Source organism: Rhodopseudomonas boonkerdii (genome assembly GCF_021184025.1).
Lineage (GTDB): Bacteria > Pseudomonadota > Alphaproteobacteria > Rhizobiales > Xanthobacteraceae > Tardiphaga > Tardiphaga boonkerdii.
Genome location: NZ_CP036537.1, coordinates 2,164,366 through 2,180,184, shown reverse-complemented (window position 1 = coordinate 2,180,184; position 15,819 = coordinate 2,164,366). Strand labels below are relative to the sequence as shown.

The window sequence follows — 15,819 nt, the reverse complement described above, 5'->3', positions numbered from 1 at the left end:
TTCACTTTCTGATTCAATCTCTGAAGGTGTTGAATCACCCCCTGAAGGTTTTGATTCAACATCTCATCCGGGCGTCAACGGACTTCTCGGCGGCGGCTGTTTTCCCGAACGGAACGAGGGGCTTGGCCGGGTTTTGCAAGATTTCCCCTAAAACCAGCCAGAACCGCCCTGCAGGACATTTGCTTTCGTTCGACTTTCGGTTAGCGGTGATAGCCAACCCGAAACGAAACTGCGAATGACCCCTGCGGCCACAACGGCTGCGGGATTATGGGAGGAATGCGATGCGCGCAAGATGGACATTGGCGATCATTGGCGCCGTGGCGATGATCGCCGGCAGCCTGCTCGCGCATCTGACGCAGACCTCCGGCGGTATCAAGGTGGAGGACATCCGCTTCAAGGGCGCCAAGGGCAACACCATGAGCGCCCTGCTCTACACGCCGCCGAACGCCACGGCGCAGACCCCCGCGCCGGGCATCCTCGCCGTCCATGGCTACATCAATTCCCGCGAAACCCAGGACGGTTTCGCCATCGAATTCGCCCGCCGCGGTTATGTGGTGCTGGCGATCGACCAGACCGGCCACGGCTACAGCGACGGGCCGGCCTTCGCCAACGGCTTTGGTGGACCGGACGGGCTGGCGCATCTGCGCAGTCTGCCGATGGTCGATCAAAACAATATCGGCCTCGAAGGCCATTCGATGGGTGGCTGGACCATTCTGGCCGCCGCCACCGCCATGCCGAACGACTACAAGGCCATGGTGCTGGAAGGCTCCTCCACCGGCAAACCGTTCGCCGCCGACGGCTCGCCGAGCTGGCCGCGCAACCTCGCGCTGGTGTTCTCCAAATATGACGAATTTTCGCCCCTGATGTGGGGCGTGGCCAAGGCCCGCGACGTGGTCAGCAGTCCGAAGCTGTGGGGCGTGTTCGGCACCTCGTCGGCGGTCGAGCCCGGCAAGGTCTATGGCGATCTCGCGGCAGGCACCGCCCGGGTGCTGTACACGCCCGCCGTCACCCACCCGGGCGACCACTTCTCCCATGAGGCGATCGGCCATGCGCTGGACTGGTTCGGCAAGACGCTGACCGGCGGCACGCCGCTTCCGGCCCATGACCAGATCTGGCTGCGCAAGGAGATCGGCACCGGCATCGCGCTGCTCGGCTTCGTCGCCTTCCTGCTCGGCATGTTCGACGGGTTGCTGGAGGCCCGGATATTCTCCCGGCTGGCCCTGCCGAAACCCGCGGACGGCGCGCAGCCCGTGGAGGCGCCGGTCAACCGCGGCCGCTGGCTCGGCGCCCTCGCGCTGTCGGTGCTGATCCCGGCCCTCACTTATTATCCCGCCTTCACGCTGGCGGGGAACGTCGTCAAGGCACAGCCCTGGCTGCCGCAGGGGATCACCAACCAGATCGTGGTCTGGGCGCTGATCAACGCCGCCATCGCGCTGCTGCTGATGCCGTTCGCGCCGAAGCGCGCCAGCCGGCGCGGCATCGTCGGCCTGTCGGTCGCGATCGCGGTGGTCACCGTCGCCGCGGGGTATCTGGCGCTGTGGCTGGCCGACCGGATCTTCACCGTCGATTTCCGGTTCTGGATCGTGGCGCTGAAGCTGCTCAGCGGCAAACAGGCGCTCATGGCGCTGATCTACCTCGCCCCGGTCACGCTGTTCTTCGTCATCGCCCTGCATGTGATGCACCGGAACTTCTCGACGCTGTCAGCCAGCCGGCCGGCGATCTACCTGACCAATATGGCGGCGCTGGCGCTGGGATTCGTCCTGTTGCTGGGCATCCAGTATGGCGCGCTGTTCCTGAACGGGCAGCTGATCGATCCGGCCCCCACGGTGATCACCTCGATGGCCCTGAACACCATTGTGGCGATCCAGTTCGTGCCTGTCATGGCGACCGTGGCGGTGATCGCCACCTTCACCTGGCGGCGCACCGGCTCCAGCCTGCCGGGGGCGCTGATCTGCAGCCTGCTGGTGACCTGGTACGTGGTGGCGGGCACAGCGACGCAGGCTGCGTTCTGAGCCTCAAAATGGGGCGAAACTGCATAGCGCCTTGGCTTTCGCCCAAGCGGGCGCGGTGCTATAGCCCCCCCTGCAAACACCCTCCCGCAACGCGAAGGCCCGATTTCCCATGGCAAAAATCAAGGTAGCCAACCCGGTCGTCGAACTCGACGGCGATGAAATGACCAGAATCATCTGGCAGTACATCAAGGACAAGCTGATCACGCCCTACCTTGACGTCGACCTGCACTATTACGACCTCGGGATGGAATACCGCGACAAGACCGACGATCAGGTCACCGTGGATGCGGCCAACGCGATCAAGAAGTTCGGCGTGGGCGTGAAGTGCGCCACCATCACCCCGGACGAAGCCCGCGTGAAGGAGTTCGGCCTCAAGTCGATGTGGAAGTCGCCGAACGGCACCATCCGCAACATCCTCGGCGGTGTGATCTTCCGCGAGCCGATTATCTGCTCGAACGTCCCGCGCCTCGTCCCCGGCTGGACCAAGCCGATCATCATCGGCCGCCACGCCTTCGGCGACCAGTACCGCGCCACTGACATCAAGTTCCCGTCCAAGGGCACCCTGTCGATGAAGTTCGTCGGCGAGGACGGCACCGTGATCGAGAAGGAAGTGTTCCAGGCGCCCGCCGGCGGCGTCGCCATGAGCATGTACAATCTGGACGCGTCGATCACCGACTTCGCCCGCGCATCGCTGAATTACGGCCTGATCCGCAACTACCCGGTCTACCTCTCGACCAAGAACACCATCCTCAAGGTCTACGACGGCCGCTTCAAGGACATCTTCCAGGATGTCTATGACCGCGAGTTCAAGGCCCAGTTCGAAGCCAAGGGCCTGACCTACGAGCACCGCCTGATCGACGACATGGTCGCCTCGGCGCTGAAGTGGTCGGGCGGCTATGTCTGGGCCTGCAAGAACTATGACGGCGACGTTCAGTCCGACACCGTGGCCCAGGGCTACGGCTCGCTCGGCCTAATGACCTCGGTGCTGATGACGCCGGACGGCCAGACCGTGGAAGCCGAAGCCGCCCACGGTACGGTGACCCGTCACTATCGCGAGCACCAGAAGGGCAAGGAGACCTCGACCAACTCGATCGCGTCGATCTTCGCCTGGACTCAGGGCCTCGCCCACCGTGCCAAACTGGACAACAACGACGCGCTGCTGAATTTCTCGAAGACCCTCGAGAAGGTCTGCGTCGACACCGTCGAAGCCGGCTACATGACCAAGGACCTCGCCCTGCTCGTCGGCGCCGACCAGCGCTGGCTGTCGACCACGGGCTTCCTGGACAAAGTCGCCGAGAACCTGACCAAGGCTCTCAAGGCCTGATTTCTGCCCCTTCTTAAAGGCAGCATGAACCAAGTCCGGGGCGCCGCTGGCGTCCCGGATTTTTTTATTCCTTCGCTTGCGGGGAACGAGGCGTAGGATGGGTAGAGCGTAGGCGCTGCGCGCCGGAGCGAAACCCATCGGCGGAGTTGCCAAAGCGATGGCAGGATGGGTTTCGCTCCGCTCTACCCATCCTACGCCGCCAGCCACTGAAAGATGACTATGACAGCATCCAATCCCGCCGACGGCCACGACGATCCCTTTCTCTGGCTTGAGGAGATCGAGGGCGACGAGGCAATCGCCTGGGTCGATGCGCAGAACAAGCGTACCGACGGCTTTCTGGTCAATGACGGCTATGTCAGCGATTTCAAAGCAGTGCTGAAGATCCTCGATGCCGACGATCGCATCCCCTTCGTCGGCAAGTCCGGCGACTTTCTCTACAATTTCTGGAAGGACGCGGAGCATCCGCGCGGCCTGTGGCGACGGACGACGCTGGAGAGCTACCGGACCGACAAACCGGACTGGAACGTGCTGCTCGACATCGACGCGCTGAACAAGGCCGAGAACGTGAGTTGGGCGTTTGCCGGTGCGGCACGCTCGCCGGACAAAACGCGGGCGCTGGTGAGCCTGTCCTTCAATGGCACCGACGCCATCGAAGTGCGAGAATTCGATATCGCCACGAAGAGCTTCGTTCCGGACGGTTTCGTGATTCCGAAGGCGAAGACGCAGGTGGCGTGGATCGACAACGACACGCTGCTGGTAGGCAGCGCGCAGACGCCCGATGACAGCACCGAAGCCGGCTATACCCGCGCGGTGCGGCGCTGGACGCGCAGCACGCCGCTGGCTGCGGCAGAAACCGTGTTCGAGGTGGAGAAGCAGGACGTCGCGGCCTGGTTCGGCGTCAATCGCCGGCCGGGTCATGAAGGCCTGATGTTCTGGCGCGCGCTGGACTTCACGCGCTCGCAGATTTTCGTCGAGCGCAAGCATGGCCCGCATGCGGGCAAGCGGCTTCGGCTGGATTTGCCGGAAGAAATCAGCGTCGGCGCGGAAGCCGAGGATCTCCTGGTCAGCCCCAAACAGGATTGGACGCTGGGTGATCTCACGATTCCGGCCGGCGCGCTTGCCGTGATCGATCTCGATCGCTTCCTGTCCGGCGCGCGCAATTTCGAGATTGCGTTCTCGCCGACACCGGAGCGCGCGCTGCAATCATGGGCGGAGACGCGCCATGGCATCGTGCTTGAACTGCTCGACAATGTCCGCGGTCGCGTCGTGCTGATGCAGCGGAGCGAGGCCGGCTGGCAGGAAACGCCCCTGCCCGGCCTCCCCGATAATGCGTCGATCTCTGCGCAGAACTTTGGCGGTGAAGACGATCCGGATTTGGGCGCTGAACTGCTGCTGACCGTCACCGGCTTCGACCGGCCGACGACGACCGCGCTATGGGACGGCCACGGCACACCGGCGCCGCTAAAAAGCGCACCGCGCAATTTCGATCCGGAAGGCATCGAGGTGCAGCAGCGCCACGCCGTGGCCGGGGACGGTACGAAGATTCCGTATTTCCTGATCGGCAAGAACCTGAAGGGCGGACCGCGACCGACGATCCTTTATGGCTATGGCGGCTTCGAGGTGTCGTTGACGCCGTCCTATATGGCGATTGCCGGCAAGCTGTGGCTCGAACATGGCCATGCCTATGCCATCGCCAATATCCGCGGCGGCGGTGAATTCGGGCCGGGATGGCATCTCGCCTCGCGCAAGAACACCAAGCATGTCGCGCATGATGATTTCGCGGCAGTGGCGCGCGATGTCGCGGCGTCGGGCGTGACGACGGCTGCAAAACTCGCCTGCCACGGCGGCAGCAATGGCGGACTGCTCGTCGGCAACATGCTGACGCGCTATCCTCGGCTGTTCGGCGCGATCTGGTGCAGCGTGCCGCTGCTCGACATGGCGCGCTACACCAAGTTGCTCGCAGGCCAGAGCTGGATCGCCGAATATGGCGATCCGGAAATTCCCGACGAGTGGGCCTATCTGCAGAAATTCTCACCCTATCATCTCGCCAAAGGCGGCGAGAACTATCCTCCGATCCTGATCACCACCAACCGGACCGACGACCGCGTGCATCCCGGCCATGCCCGCAAGATGGTGGCGCGACTGCAGGAACTGGGATGCCCGGCCTGGTTCAACGAAACCGTCGCCGGCGGCCATTCCGGTGCGGTGGACAACAGCAAGCAGGCACAGAGTCAGGCGCTGGGTTATGCGTTCCTGCGGCGAACGATTGCGAGCTAAACTCGGCGCATCGAAGAGAGAGCATCATCATGTCAGCAGGAAAAGTCGCCGTCATCACTGCAGGCGGAAGCGGAATGGGCGCCGCCGCAGCGCGGCGGCTTGCGGCCGATGGTTTTCACGTCGCAATCCTGTCGTCGTCGGGCAAAGGCGAAGCGCTGGCGCAGGAGCTGGGCGGCATCGGCATCACCGGCTCGAACCAGTCGAATGACGACATCAAGCGCCTCGTCGATGGCGCGATGAAAAAATGGGGACGTATCGATGCGCTGGTGAACAGCGCCGGTCACGGCCCGCGCGCGCCGGTGCTCGAACTGACCGACGAGCAATGGCACACCGGCATGGATGTCTACCTGATGAATGTGATCCGGCCGACCCGGCTGGTCACGCCGATCATGCAGGCGCAGAAGGCGGGCAGCATCATCAATATCTCAACAGCCTGGGCATTCGAACCGTCGGCGATGTTTCCCACCTCTGCAGTGTTTCGCGCGGGTCTGGCGTCCTACACAAAACTGTTCGCGGATGCTTTTGCGGCTTCGAATGTGCGCATGAACAATGTGCTGCCGGGCTGGATCGACAGCCTGCCGGCGACGGAAGAGCGCCGCGCGAGTGTGCCGATGCAGCGTTATGGCAAGAGTGAGGAGATCGCGGCCACGATCGCTTTCCTCGCCTCGGCAGGCGCCGGCTATATCACCGGCCAGAACATCCGCGTCGATGGCGGCATGACGCGCTCGGTGTGATCGAACTCGTCATTCCTGGTTCGCGCGTACTGCGCGCCCCGGAATGACGGCATAGGCTCACACCGCCATCGTCGCGCCGATCTTCAGCAGCATCGCTTTCGCGATTTCCTGCTCGCCCATGATCACGACATTGGCGCCGTGATATTTGAGATGCGCGACTTCTTCGTCGGAATGCGCGCGAGCGATGATCGGCAGGGTCGGATTGAGCGCCCTCGCCTTGGCGACGATCTGGCCGCCCTCGAAGGCGTCGGGAATCGCGACCAGAAGACCGCGGGCATGACCGATATTGGCCGCCTGCAGCATGTCCGGCGCCGCCGCGTTGCCGGTGATCACATCCACATGACTCTCGCGCAAGCGCTCGACGACACCGGGCGTATCCTCAATGACGAGGAATGGCATCGACGCTGCGCGAAGCGCCGTCGAAACCACGCTGCCGACGCGGCCGTGGCCGACCAGTACGACGTGATTGGTGAGTTCGGATACGGGTGGGGGATCGCGCACCACCGGCTTGGCCGGATCTGGCGGGCCCACGGGCTGCGGCTCGGCTTCTTCCTTGGCGACCATCCGATCGAGGATCGCAAAGAACACCGGATTGATCATGATCGAAATGATAGCGCCGGCGAGCACGAGATCGCGACCTCGATCCGGCAGCAGGCCAAGGCTGACGCCGAGACCGACGAGAATGAACGAGAATTCGCCGATCTGCGCCAGCGAGGCTGAAATCGTCAGGGCCGTCGATTGCGGATAACCGAACAAACGGACGATACCGAAGGCAGCAACGGACTTACCGACCAGGATGATGAACACCGTCGCCAGAAGCGGCAGCGGATCGCGCAGGATGATGGCGGGATCGACCAGCATGCCGACCGAGACAAAGAACAGCACCGCAAATGCATCGCGCAGCGGCAATGTTTCATTGGCCGCGCGCTGGCTGAGCTCGGACTCGCTGAGGATCATGCCCGCGAAGAATGCGCCAAGCGCGAAGGAGACGTCGAACACCACGGCCGCACCGAAGGCAACGCCGAGCGAGATGGCGAATACCGCGAGACGAAACAGCTCGCGCGAGCCGGTGTGCGCCACGTAGTGCAGCATCGCCGGAATGATGCGGCGGCCGACCACCAGCATGAAGATGACAAAGCCGGCGACCTTGCCCAGCGTGACCAGCACCGGCATCGCCAAAGCCGACAGATCGCCGGCGCCCTGCCCCTTGAGCAATGGCGCGATCGCCGGCAGCAGCACCAGCGTCAGCACCATTGCGAGATCCTCGACAATCAACCAGCCAACGGCGATTCGGCCGCGCTCGCTGTCGATAAGTCGGCGCTCCTGCAGCGCGCGGAGCAGCACCACGGTCGATGCGACCGACAGCGCAAGGCCGAACACCAGACCGCCGCCGATACCCCAGCCGAGCGCCTCACCCAGCCCGATGCCGAGCAAGGTCGCGACCGCGATCTGCACGACGGCGCCGGGGATCGCGATGTTTTTGACGGAGAGCAAATCCTTCAACGAGAAATGGAGGCCGACACCGAACATCAGGAGAATGATGCCGATTTCGGCCAGCTCGTTGGCGAGCTTCTGATCTGCCACATAGCCTGGCGTAAACGGGCCCATCAACACACCGGCCAGGAGATAACCTACCAGCGGCGATATGCGTATACGCTGCGCAACTACACCGAGAATGAAAGCCAGCACGAGGCCGACGACGACGGTCGAAATCAGAGGGGTATTGTGCTCCATGCCGCTTTTTGCCGCATGGGAGCTTGGGATGCCAGCGTCAACTGAGGCTACTCATGGTCGCAGCCTGAAACGTTATTGTTATCGCGAGAAGCGGTTGCGACGAGACGACCGGATGCCTAGCTATCGGTGTTAACGCACCCAATTCACAACGTCATTGTGAGCCGCCGTGCGAGGGGAAGCCGAGGCTTCCCCCTTAGCTCGCGATGACAATCTCAGCCCGCAATCGCTGCCTCGATCGCCTTCAGCGCATCGCCAGCCTTGGCTCCGTCGGGACCGCCGGCCTGTGCCATATCGGCGCGACCACCGCCGCCCTTGCCGCCGAGAGCTTCGGAGGCGATCTTCACCAGGTCGACGGCGCTGAAGCGCTTGGTCAAATCTTCAGTGACCCCCACCACGACGCCGGCCTTGCCGTCCTCGCCGACATTGATGATCGCGACAACACCGGAGCCGAGCTGCTTCTTGCCAGCGTCGGCGAGACTCTTGAGATCCTTCATCTCGATGCCCGACACGTTCTTGGCCATCAGCCTGGTACCGCCGACATCGCGGACATCGCCGCCGCCTGCGCCGGCCGCGGCACTGCCGCTACCGCCGCCCATGGCGATGGTCTTCTTCGCTTCCGACAGCTCGCGCTCGAGCTTCTTGCGCTCTTCCATCAGCGCGGCGATGCGGGCCGGCATGTCGTCGAGCGTGGTGCGGAGCTCATTCGCCGCGCTCTTGGCAAGCGCGATGGTGTCGTTGGCATGATGACGGGCCTGGGTGCCAGTGAGCGCTTCGATCCGGCGCACGCCGGACGACACCGCGCTCTCCGACGTCACCGAGATCATACCGATATCGCCGGTGCGCTTCACGTGGGTGCCGCCGCAGAGTTCGACCGACCAGCCGAGCGCGTTGCTGCCGCTATCACGGGCCATCTTGCCCATGGAGACGACGCGAACCTCATCGCCATATTTCTCGCCAAACAACGCGCGGGCGCCAGCCTCGCGAGCGTCGTCCACCGCCATCAGGCGTGTGGTGACTTCGTCATTCTCGAGCACGACATTGTTCGCGATGTCTTCGACCTGACGCAGTTCTTCCGGCGTGATCGGTTTCTGATGCACGAAATCGAAGCGCAGGCGCTTGTCGTCGACCGACGAGCCCTTCTGCGCGATGTGGTCGCCGAGCACTTGCCGCAGCGCTTCATGCAAGAGATGCGTCGCCGAGTGATTGGCACGAATCGCCGAACGGCGCGCATGATCGACATCAAGCGCCAGCGCGGTGCCGAGCTTGAGTTCGCCAGACTCGACCGTGCCGAGATGCACGAACAGATCGCCGGCGCGCTTCTGAGTATCGGTGACGCGGAAGCTAACGCCCTCGCCGGTGAGCACGCCGAGATCACCGACCTGGCCGCCGGACTCCGCATAGAACGGCGTCTGGTTCAGCACGATGGCGCCGGTCTCGCCAGCCTTCAGGCTCTCGACTTCGTTGCCATCCTTCACCAGCGCGGTGACGGCGCCTTCGGCGCTTTCGGTCTCGTAGCCGAGAAATTCGGTGGCGCCGAGCTTTTCGCGCAGGCCGAACCACACGGTCTCGGTGGCGGCTTCACCCGAGCCGGACCACGAGGCACGCGCCTTCTGCTTCTGCCGCTCCATGGCATCGGTGAACGACGCGATATCGACGGAGATGCCGCGGTTACGCAGCGCATCCTGCGTGAGATCGAGCGGGAAGCCGAATGTATCGTACAGCGTGAAGGCGGTCTCGCCGTCGAACATGTCGCCTTGCTTCAGCGTGGCGCTCTTGTCGTCGAGGATCGCGAGGCCGCGATCCAGCGTCTTGCGGAAGCGCGTCTCTTCGAGGCGCAGCGTCTCCTCGATCAGCGAGCGAGCGCGCTGCAGCTCGGGATAGGCCTCGCCCATCTCGCGCACCAGCGTCGGCACGAGCTTCCACATGATGGGCTCGCGTGCGCCCAGCAACTGGCCATGGCGCATCGCGCGGCGCATGATGCGGCGGAGCACATAGCCGCGGCCTTCATTGGACGGCAGCACGCCGTCGGCGATCAGGAACGACGAGGCGCGCAGATGATCGGCGATCACGCGCAGCGAAGCTTTCATCGGGCCATGAGGATCGGCGCCGGTCAGATCGGCGATGGCGCGGATCAGGGCAACGAACAGGTCGATGTCGTAATTGTCATGCTTGCCCTGCAGCACCGCGGCGATGCGCTCGAGACCCATGCCGGTGTCGATGGATGGCTTCGGCAATGACAGCCGGTTGCCCGGCGCAATCTGCTCGAACTGCATGAACACGAGATTCCAGATCTCGATGAAGCGGTCGCCGTCTTCGTCGGGCGAGCCGGGAGGGCCGCCGGGGATCTTGTCGCCATGATCGTAGAAGATTTCCGAGCACGGGCCGCAGGGACCGGTGTCACCCATCTGCCAGAAATTGTCCGAGGTTGGGATGCGGATGATCTTGGACTCGGAAAGACCGGCGACCTTTTTCCACAGACCGAAAGCTTCGTCGTCTTCCGAGTAGACGGTAACGAGGAGCTTCTCCTTCGGCAGGCCGTATTCCTTGGTGATCAAATTCCAGGCCAACTCGATGGCGCGTTCCTTGAAGTAATCGCCGAACGAGAAGTTGCCGAGCATCTCAAAGAAGGTGTGGTGACGCGCGGTATAGCCGACATTGTCCAAATCGTTATGCTTGCCGCCGGCGCGCACACATTTCTGCGAGGTGGTAGCGCGTTGATAGGATCGCTTCTCGATACCGGTAAAAACGTTCTTGAACTGCACCATGCCAGCGTTCGTGAACATCAGCGTGGGGTCGTTGCGCGGTACCAACGGCGAAGACGGCACGATGTCGTGGCCGTTCTTGGCGAAGTAATTCAGAAATGCCGACCTGATCTCGTTAACGCCGCTCATACCCGTCCAATCACGCCTGAAAGCGGCCACGGTCCATCCCGCGGCCTCAAACCACAACCGGTAGCTTTTAGACCGGGGCCCCCGCGCCTGTCCAGAAACTGTGCAGTTTAATCATGGGGTTGCCGCATCAGCACAAGCCGTTGATAGATGCTGCATCTGCGTTGACAGGCGCGAGGAACGTGTGGTTGTTTGCGGGCGTTGAACGACGTCACGTCGGGAGAGACCGGTCCTGTGAGGGATCGGCGCCGAAGGAGCAACCGCCCCGGAAACTCTCAGGCAAAAGGACCGTGTGACGGACTAAGCATCTGGAAAGAGGCGCTGCGGGCTGATCTGGCCGTGAGCGTCCGCCGACGGGATAATACTCTCAGGCACAGCGACAGATGGGGCTTTCGGCGACATCTCCGGGAATCGGCCCGGGGAACCGCGAGGGCTCCCATTGATGCTTTCAAGCGACAAAACCTCAATTTTGAAACAAACGCCGCTTCATGCGCTGCATGTCGCGCGCGGCGGCAAGATGGTGCCGTTCGCCGGCTATGATATGCCGGTGCAATATGCCACTGGCGTGCTGCAGGAACACCTCCACACCCGTGCTGCCGCCGGTCTCTTCGATGTGTCCCATATGGGGCAGATCGTGCTGCGGGCGAAATCGGGCAAGGTCGAGGACGCCGCACTGGCGCTGGAGAGACTGGTGCCGATGGACATCCTGGCGCTCGCCCCCGGGCGGCAGCGCTACGCGCAGTTCACCAATGAATCCGGCGGCATTCTCGACGACCTGATGGTGGCGAATTTCGGCGACCACCTTTTCCTGGTCGTCAACGCCGCCTGCAAGGCCGAGGATGAAGCGCATCTGCGCAAACACCTGTCCGATACCTGCATCATCGAGCCTTTGGCCGACCGTGCGCTGATCGCGTTGCAGGGACCGAAGGCCGCCGATGTGCTCGCCAAATTCTGCCCGGAAGCGCCGGCCATGAAGTTCATGGATGCCGGACCGCATCGGGTGAACGGCATCGCCTGCTTCGTGTCGCGTTCGGGTTATACCGGCGAAGACGGGTACGAGATCTCGATCCCGAACGATCAGGCCGAAGCGCTGACCTCGGCCCTGCTCGATCATCCCGATGTGCTGCCGATCGGCCTGGGAGCCCGCGACAGCCTGCGGCTGGAAGCCGGCATGTGCCTTTATGGCCATGACATCGACACGACGACGACGCCCGTCGAAGGCAATCTGGTCTGGTCGATCCAGAAGAGCCGCCGCAGCGGCGGAGCCCGCGCCGGCGGCTTTTTCGGCAGCGATACGATTCTCGCGCAGCTCGGTGGCGGAGCATCGCGCCAGCGCGTCGGACTCAAGCCCGAAGGCCGTGCACCAGTGCGTGAGGGCGTCCTGCTGTTTGCGGATGCGACCTCCACCAATTCGATCGGCAAGGTCACTTCGGGCAGCTTCGGCCCCAGCATCTCGGCGCCGATCGCCATGGGCTATGTGCCCACGTCACACGCCAAGGACGGAATGACCGTATTCGCCGAATTGCGCGGACAACGTTTGCCGATAACCGTCTCCCCCATGCCTTTCGTCCCGAACAACTACAAGCGTTGAGGAACTGACCTATGACCACCCTCTACACCGAAGACCACGAATGGCTGCAGGTCGACGGCGACATCGTCACCGTCGGGATTACCGATTTCGCGCAGTCACAGCTTGGCGACGTCGTCTTCGTCGAACTGCCGAAGATCGGCCGCGCCCTGAAGAAGGCCGAAGCCGCCGCCGTGGTGGAATCGGTGAAAGCCGCCTCCGACGTCTACGCGCCGGTCTCCGGCGAGGTGGTCGAAATCAATGACGGCCTCGCCGCCGAGCCGGCGCTGGTGAACTCCGATGCCGAAAGCAAGGCCTGGTTCTTCAAGCTGAAGCTCGCCGACAAGGGCGAACTCGACGGCCTGATGGATGCCGAGGCCTATAAAGCGCACAGCGCCTGAGGACGTATCATGACCGTGAAGACCTCTGCCGACGTTGCCACCGATTTCGTTCGCCGCCATCTCGGCCCCTCTCCTTCCGACATCCAGGCGATGCTGGAGACGGTGAGCGCCAAGAGCCTTTCGGGCCTGATGAGCGAGACGCTGCCGGGCTCGATCCGGCAGAAGGCGCCGCTCGATACCGGACTCGCGCTCAGCGAAACCGAAGCGCTGGCGCATATGACGGAACTGGCGAAAGGCAATCAGGTCTTCACCTCACTGATCGGCCAAGGTTACTACGGCACTGTGCTGCCCACGGTCATCCAGCGTAATATCCTTGAGAATCCGGCCTGGTACACGGCCTATACGCCGTATCAGCCGGAGATCAGCCAGGGCCGTCTGGAAGCTTTGTTCAACTTCCAGACCATGATCTGCGATCTCACCGGCCTCGATGTGGCGAACGCGTCGCTGCTCGATGAAGGCACCGCAGCCGCCGAAGCGATGGCGCTGGCGGAGCGCGCATCGCAGGTTCCGACCAAGACCTTCTTCGTCGATCAAGAAGTACATCCGCAGACGCTGGCGGTGCTACGCACCCGTGCCGAGCCGCTCGGCTGGTCGCTGCAGGTCGGCAATCCCCTCACCGATCTCGACAAGGCCGATGTGTTCGGCGCGCTGCTGCAATATCCGGGCACAAGCGGCGCGGTTCGCGATCTCAAACCGGCGATTGCCGCGCTTAAAGCCAGGGGCGGCCTCGCCGTCGTCGCTGCCGATCTGCTGGCGCTGACGCTGCTGGCCTCGCCCGGCGATCTCGGCGCAGACATCGCCGTCGGCTCGGCACAGCGCTTCGGCGTGCCGATGGGCTATGGCGGTCCGCATGCCGGCTACATGTCGGTGCGCGACGCCATCAAGCGTTCGATCCCCGGCCGCCTCGTCGGCCTGTCCATCGATTCGCGCGGCGAGCCCGCCTATCGGCTGGCGCTGCAAACCCGCGAACAACATATCCGCCGCGAAAAGGCGACCTCGAACATCTGCACCGCGCAGGTGCTGCTCGCCGTCATCGCCTCGATGTATGCGGTCTATCACGGCCCCGAAGGCCTCAAGCATATCGCGCGCACCACCCATCGCCGCGCACTGACGCTGGCGGCGGGCCTCAAGCAGATCGGCTTCGCCCCCGTGAGCGAGGTGTTCTTCGACACCATCACGATCAAGGTCGGCGACAAGCAGGCCGGTATCATCGCCGCGGCGCAGGCCGAGAAGATCAACCTTCATATTGGTAACGGCACCATCGGCATCGCGCTCGATGAGACCACGACGCCGGAGACCGTGGAAGCCATCTGGCGCGCCTTCGGCGGCAAGCTTGGCTATGCCGATATGGAGCATGGCATCAGCGACGGCCTGCCCGCTTCGCTGAAGCGTTCCTCGCCGTTCCTGACGCACGCGGTCTTCCATAGCCATCGCTCGGAAACCGAACTGCTGCGCTACATGCGCAAACTTTCGGATCGCGATCTCGCGCTTGATCGCGCGATGATCCCGCTCGGCTCCTGCACCATGAAGCTCAACGCCACCACCGAAATGATGCCGCTGACCTGGCCGGCCTGGGGCTCGCTGCATCCGTTCGTCCCGGCCGATCAGGCCAAAGGCTATCAGCAGCTTTTCACCACTCTGGAGAAGTGGCTGTGCGACATCACCGGCTATGATGCGGTGTCGCTGCAGCCGAATTCGGGCGCGCAGGGCGAATATGCTGGGCTGCTTGCGATCCGCGGCTATCATGCTGCGCGCGGCGATCATCAACGCACGATCTGCCTGATCCCGTCCTCGGCGCACGGCACAAATCCGGCATCCGCCGCCATGGTCGGCATGAGCGTCGTCGTCGTCGCCTGCGACACGGACGGCAATGTCGACGTCGAGGATCTGCGCGCCAAAGCGGAAAAGCACACCGCCAATCTCGCCGCGATCATGATTACCTATCCCTCCACCCACGGCGTGTTCGAGGAACAGATCCGCGAGATCTGCGAGATCGTCCATACCCATGGCGGTCAGGTATATCTCGACGGCGCCAACATGAATGCGCAGGTCGGCCTGTCCCGGCCCGGCGAATACGGCGCCGATGTCAGCCATCTCAACCTGCACAAGACCTTCTGCATCCCGCATGGCGGCGGCGGCCCGGGCATGGGCCCGATCGGCGTGAAAGCGCATTTGGCGCCTTACCTGCCTGGCCATCCCGCGACCAATGGCGATGCGCCGGTCGGCCCGGTCTCCGCCGCGCCCTACGGCTCGGCCTCGATCCTGACGATCTCCTACATCTACATTCTGATGATGGGCGGCACAGGCCTCACCACGGCGACTGAAGTGGCGATTCTCAATGCGAACTACATCGCTGCGCGGCTCGATCCGCATTTCCCGGTGCTCTATCGCAACCACAACGGCCGCGTGGCACATGAATGCATTATCGATCCGCGCCCCCTGAAGGCGACGTCTGGCGTCACCGTCGACGATATTGCGAAGCGCCTGATCGACTACGGTTTTCATGCGCCGACCATGAGCTTCCCCGTCGCGGGCACGCTGATGATCGAGCCGACGGAGTCGGAATCGAAGGCCGAGCTGGACCGCTTCTGCGACGCGATGATCGCGATCCGCAAGGAAATCGCAGAGGTCGAGGGCGGTCGGTTCAAGATCGACGCCTCGCCGCTGCGTCATGCGCCGCATACGGTGCATGACATCGCGGACGACAACTGGACGCGCGCCTATACGCGTGCGGAAGGCTGCTTCCCGGCAGGCACGTCGCGCACCGACAAATACTGGTGCCCGGTCGGCCGCGTAGACAATGTCTACGGTGACCGCAACCTCGTGTGCTCGTGTCCGCCGATGGAAGATTATGCGCAGGCAGCGGAGTAAGACTCCGCTGC

Annotated in this window: 9 protein-coding genes and 1 riboswitch; of the genes, 7 read left to right on the top strand and 2 right to left on the bottom strand. The window is 63.3% G+C overall.

The window, feature by feature from the left end:
* Positions 1-281 precede the first annotated feature (281 nt).
* From E0H22_RS10025 to E0H22_RS10010, 4 genes are all read left to right on the top strand, one after another.
* Positions 282-2,012 (top strand): alpha/beta hydrolase family protein, encoded by a 1,731-nt coding sequence (locus E0H22_RS10025; protein WP_233025500.1) that lies wholly within the window; start codon positions 282-284, stop codon positions 2,010-2,012.
* A 109-nt stretch (positions 2,013-2,121) separates the two neighbouring features.
* Positions 2,122-3,336, top strand: a complete 1,215-nt coding sequence (locus tag E0H22_RS10020; protein WP_233025499.1) for an NADP-dependent isocitrate dehydrogenase — start codon at positions 2,122-2,124, stop codon at positions 3,334-3,336.
* A gap of 219 nt (positions 3,337-3,555) precedes the next feature.
* A complete protein-coding gene (locus E0H22_RS10015) occupies positions 3,556-5,613 on the top strand; it encodes a prolyl oligopeptidase family serine peptidase (protein WP_233025498.1) in 2,058 nt (685 codons plus the stop codon).
* A gap of 29 nt (positions 5,614-5,642) precedes the next feature.
* A complete protein-coding gene (locus E0H22_RS10010) occupies positions 5,643-6,347 on the top strand; it encodes an SDR family oxidoreductase (protein WP_233025497.1) in 705 nt (234 codons plus the stop codon).
* A gap of 57 nt (positions 6,348-6,404) precedes the next feature.
* Here E0H22_RS10010 and ybaL read toward each other — a convergent pair whose 3' ends face one another.
* Both ybaL and alaS read right to left on the bottom strand, forming a co-directional pair.
* Positions 6,405-8,081, bottom strand: a complete 1,677-nt coding sequence (gene ybaL, locus E0H22_RS10005; protein ID WP_233025496.1) for a YbaL family putative K(+) efflux transporter — start codon at positions 8,079-8,081, stop codon at positions 6,405-6,407.
* 212 nt (positions 8,082-8,293) lie between these two features.
* A complete protein-coding gene (gene alaS, locus E0H22_RS10000; protein ID WP_233025495.1) occupies positions 8,294-10,972 on the bottom strand; it encodes an alanine--tRNA ligase in 2,679 nt (892 codons plus the stop codon).
* 203 nt (positions 10,973-11,175) lie between these two features.
* A riboswitch (glycine riboswitch) is annotated at positions 11,176-11,270 on the top strand.
* A 141-nt stretch (positions 11,271-11,411) separates the two neighbouring features.
* Between alaS and gcvT the strand changes: the two genes are divergently transcribed.
* The 3 genes from gcvT to gcvP are packed head-to-tail and all read left to right on the top strand — an operon-like array spanning position 11,412 to position 15,808.
* Positions 11,412-12,560 carry a glycine cleavage system aminomethyltransferase GcvT gene (gcvT, locus tag E0H22_RS09995; protein WP_233025494.1) on the top strand — a complete coding sequence of 383 codons (1,149 nt, stop codon included), beginning with the start codon at positions 11,412-11,414 and terminating at the stop codon, positions 12,558-12,560.
* Positions 12,561-12,571: 11 nt separating this feature from the next.
* A complete protein-coding gene (gcvH, locus tag E0H22_RS09990) occupies positions 12,572-12,937 on the top strand; it encodes a glycine cleavage system protein GcvH (RefSeq protein ID WP_233025493.1) in 366 nt (121 codons plus the stop codon).
* 9 nt (positions 12,938-12,946) lie between these two features.
* Entirely contained in the window at positions 12,947-15,808 is a 2,862-nt protein-coding gene (gene gcvP / locus E0H22_RS09985; protein WP_233025492.1) for an aminomethyl-transferring glycine dehydrogenase, read from the top strand.
* Positions 15,809-15,819 lie beyond the last annotated feature (11 nt).

Bases quoted from the DNA above. Each gene is read 5' to 3' on its own strand.
- ybaL (WP_233025496.1), bottom strand. From the start codon at position 8,081: ATGGAGCACAATACCCCTCTGATTTCGACCGTCGTCGTCGGCCTCGTG.
- E0H22_RS10010 (WP_233025497.1), top strand. From the start codon at position 5,643: ATGTCAGCAGGAAAAGTCGCCGTCATCACTGCAGGCGGAAGCGGAATG.
- gcvP (WP_233025492.1), top strand. From the start codon at position 12,947: ATGACCGTGAAGACCTCTGCCGACGTTGCCACCGATTTCGTTCGCCGC.
- E0H22_RS10020 (WP_233025499.1), top strand. From the start codon at position 2,122: ATGGCAAAAATCAAGGTAGCCAACCCGGTCGTCGAACTCGACGGCGAT.
- E0H22_RS10025 (WP_233025500.1), top strand. From the start codon at position 282: ATGCGCGCAAGATGGACATTGGCGATCATTGGCGCCGTGGCGATGATC.
- E0H22_RS10015 (WP_233025498.1), top strand. From the start codon at position 3,556: ATGACAGCATCCAATCCCGCCGACGGCCACGACGATCCCTTTCTCTGG.
- gcvT (WP_233025494.1), top strand. From the start codon at position 11,412: ATGCTTTCAAGCGACAAAACCTCAATTTTGAAACAAACGCCGCTTCAT.
- alaS (WP_233025495.1), bottom strand. From the start codon at position 10,972: ATGAGCGGCGTTAACGAGATCAGGTCGGCATTTCTGAATTACTTCGCC.
- gcvH (WP_233025493.1), top strand. From the start codon at position 12,572: ATGACCACCCTCTACACCGAAGACCACGAATGGCTGCAGGTCGACGGC.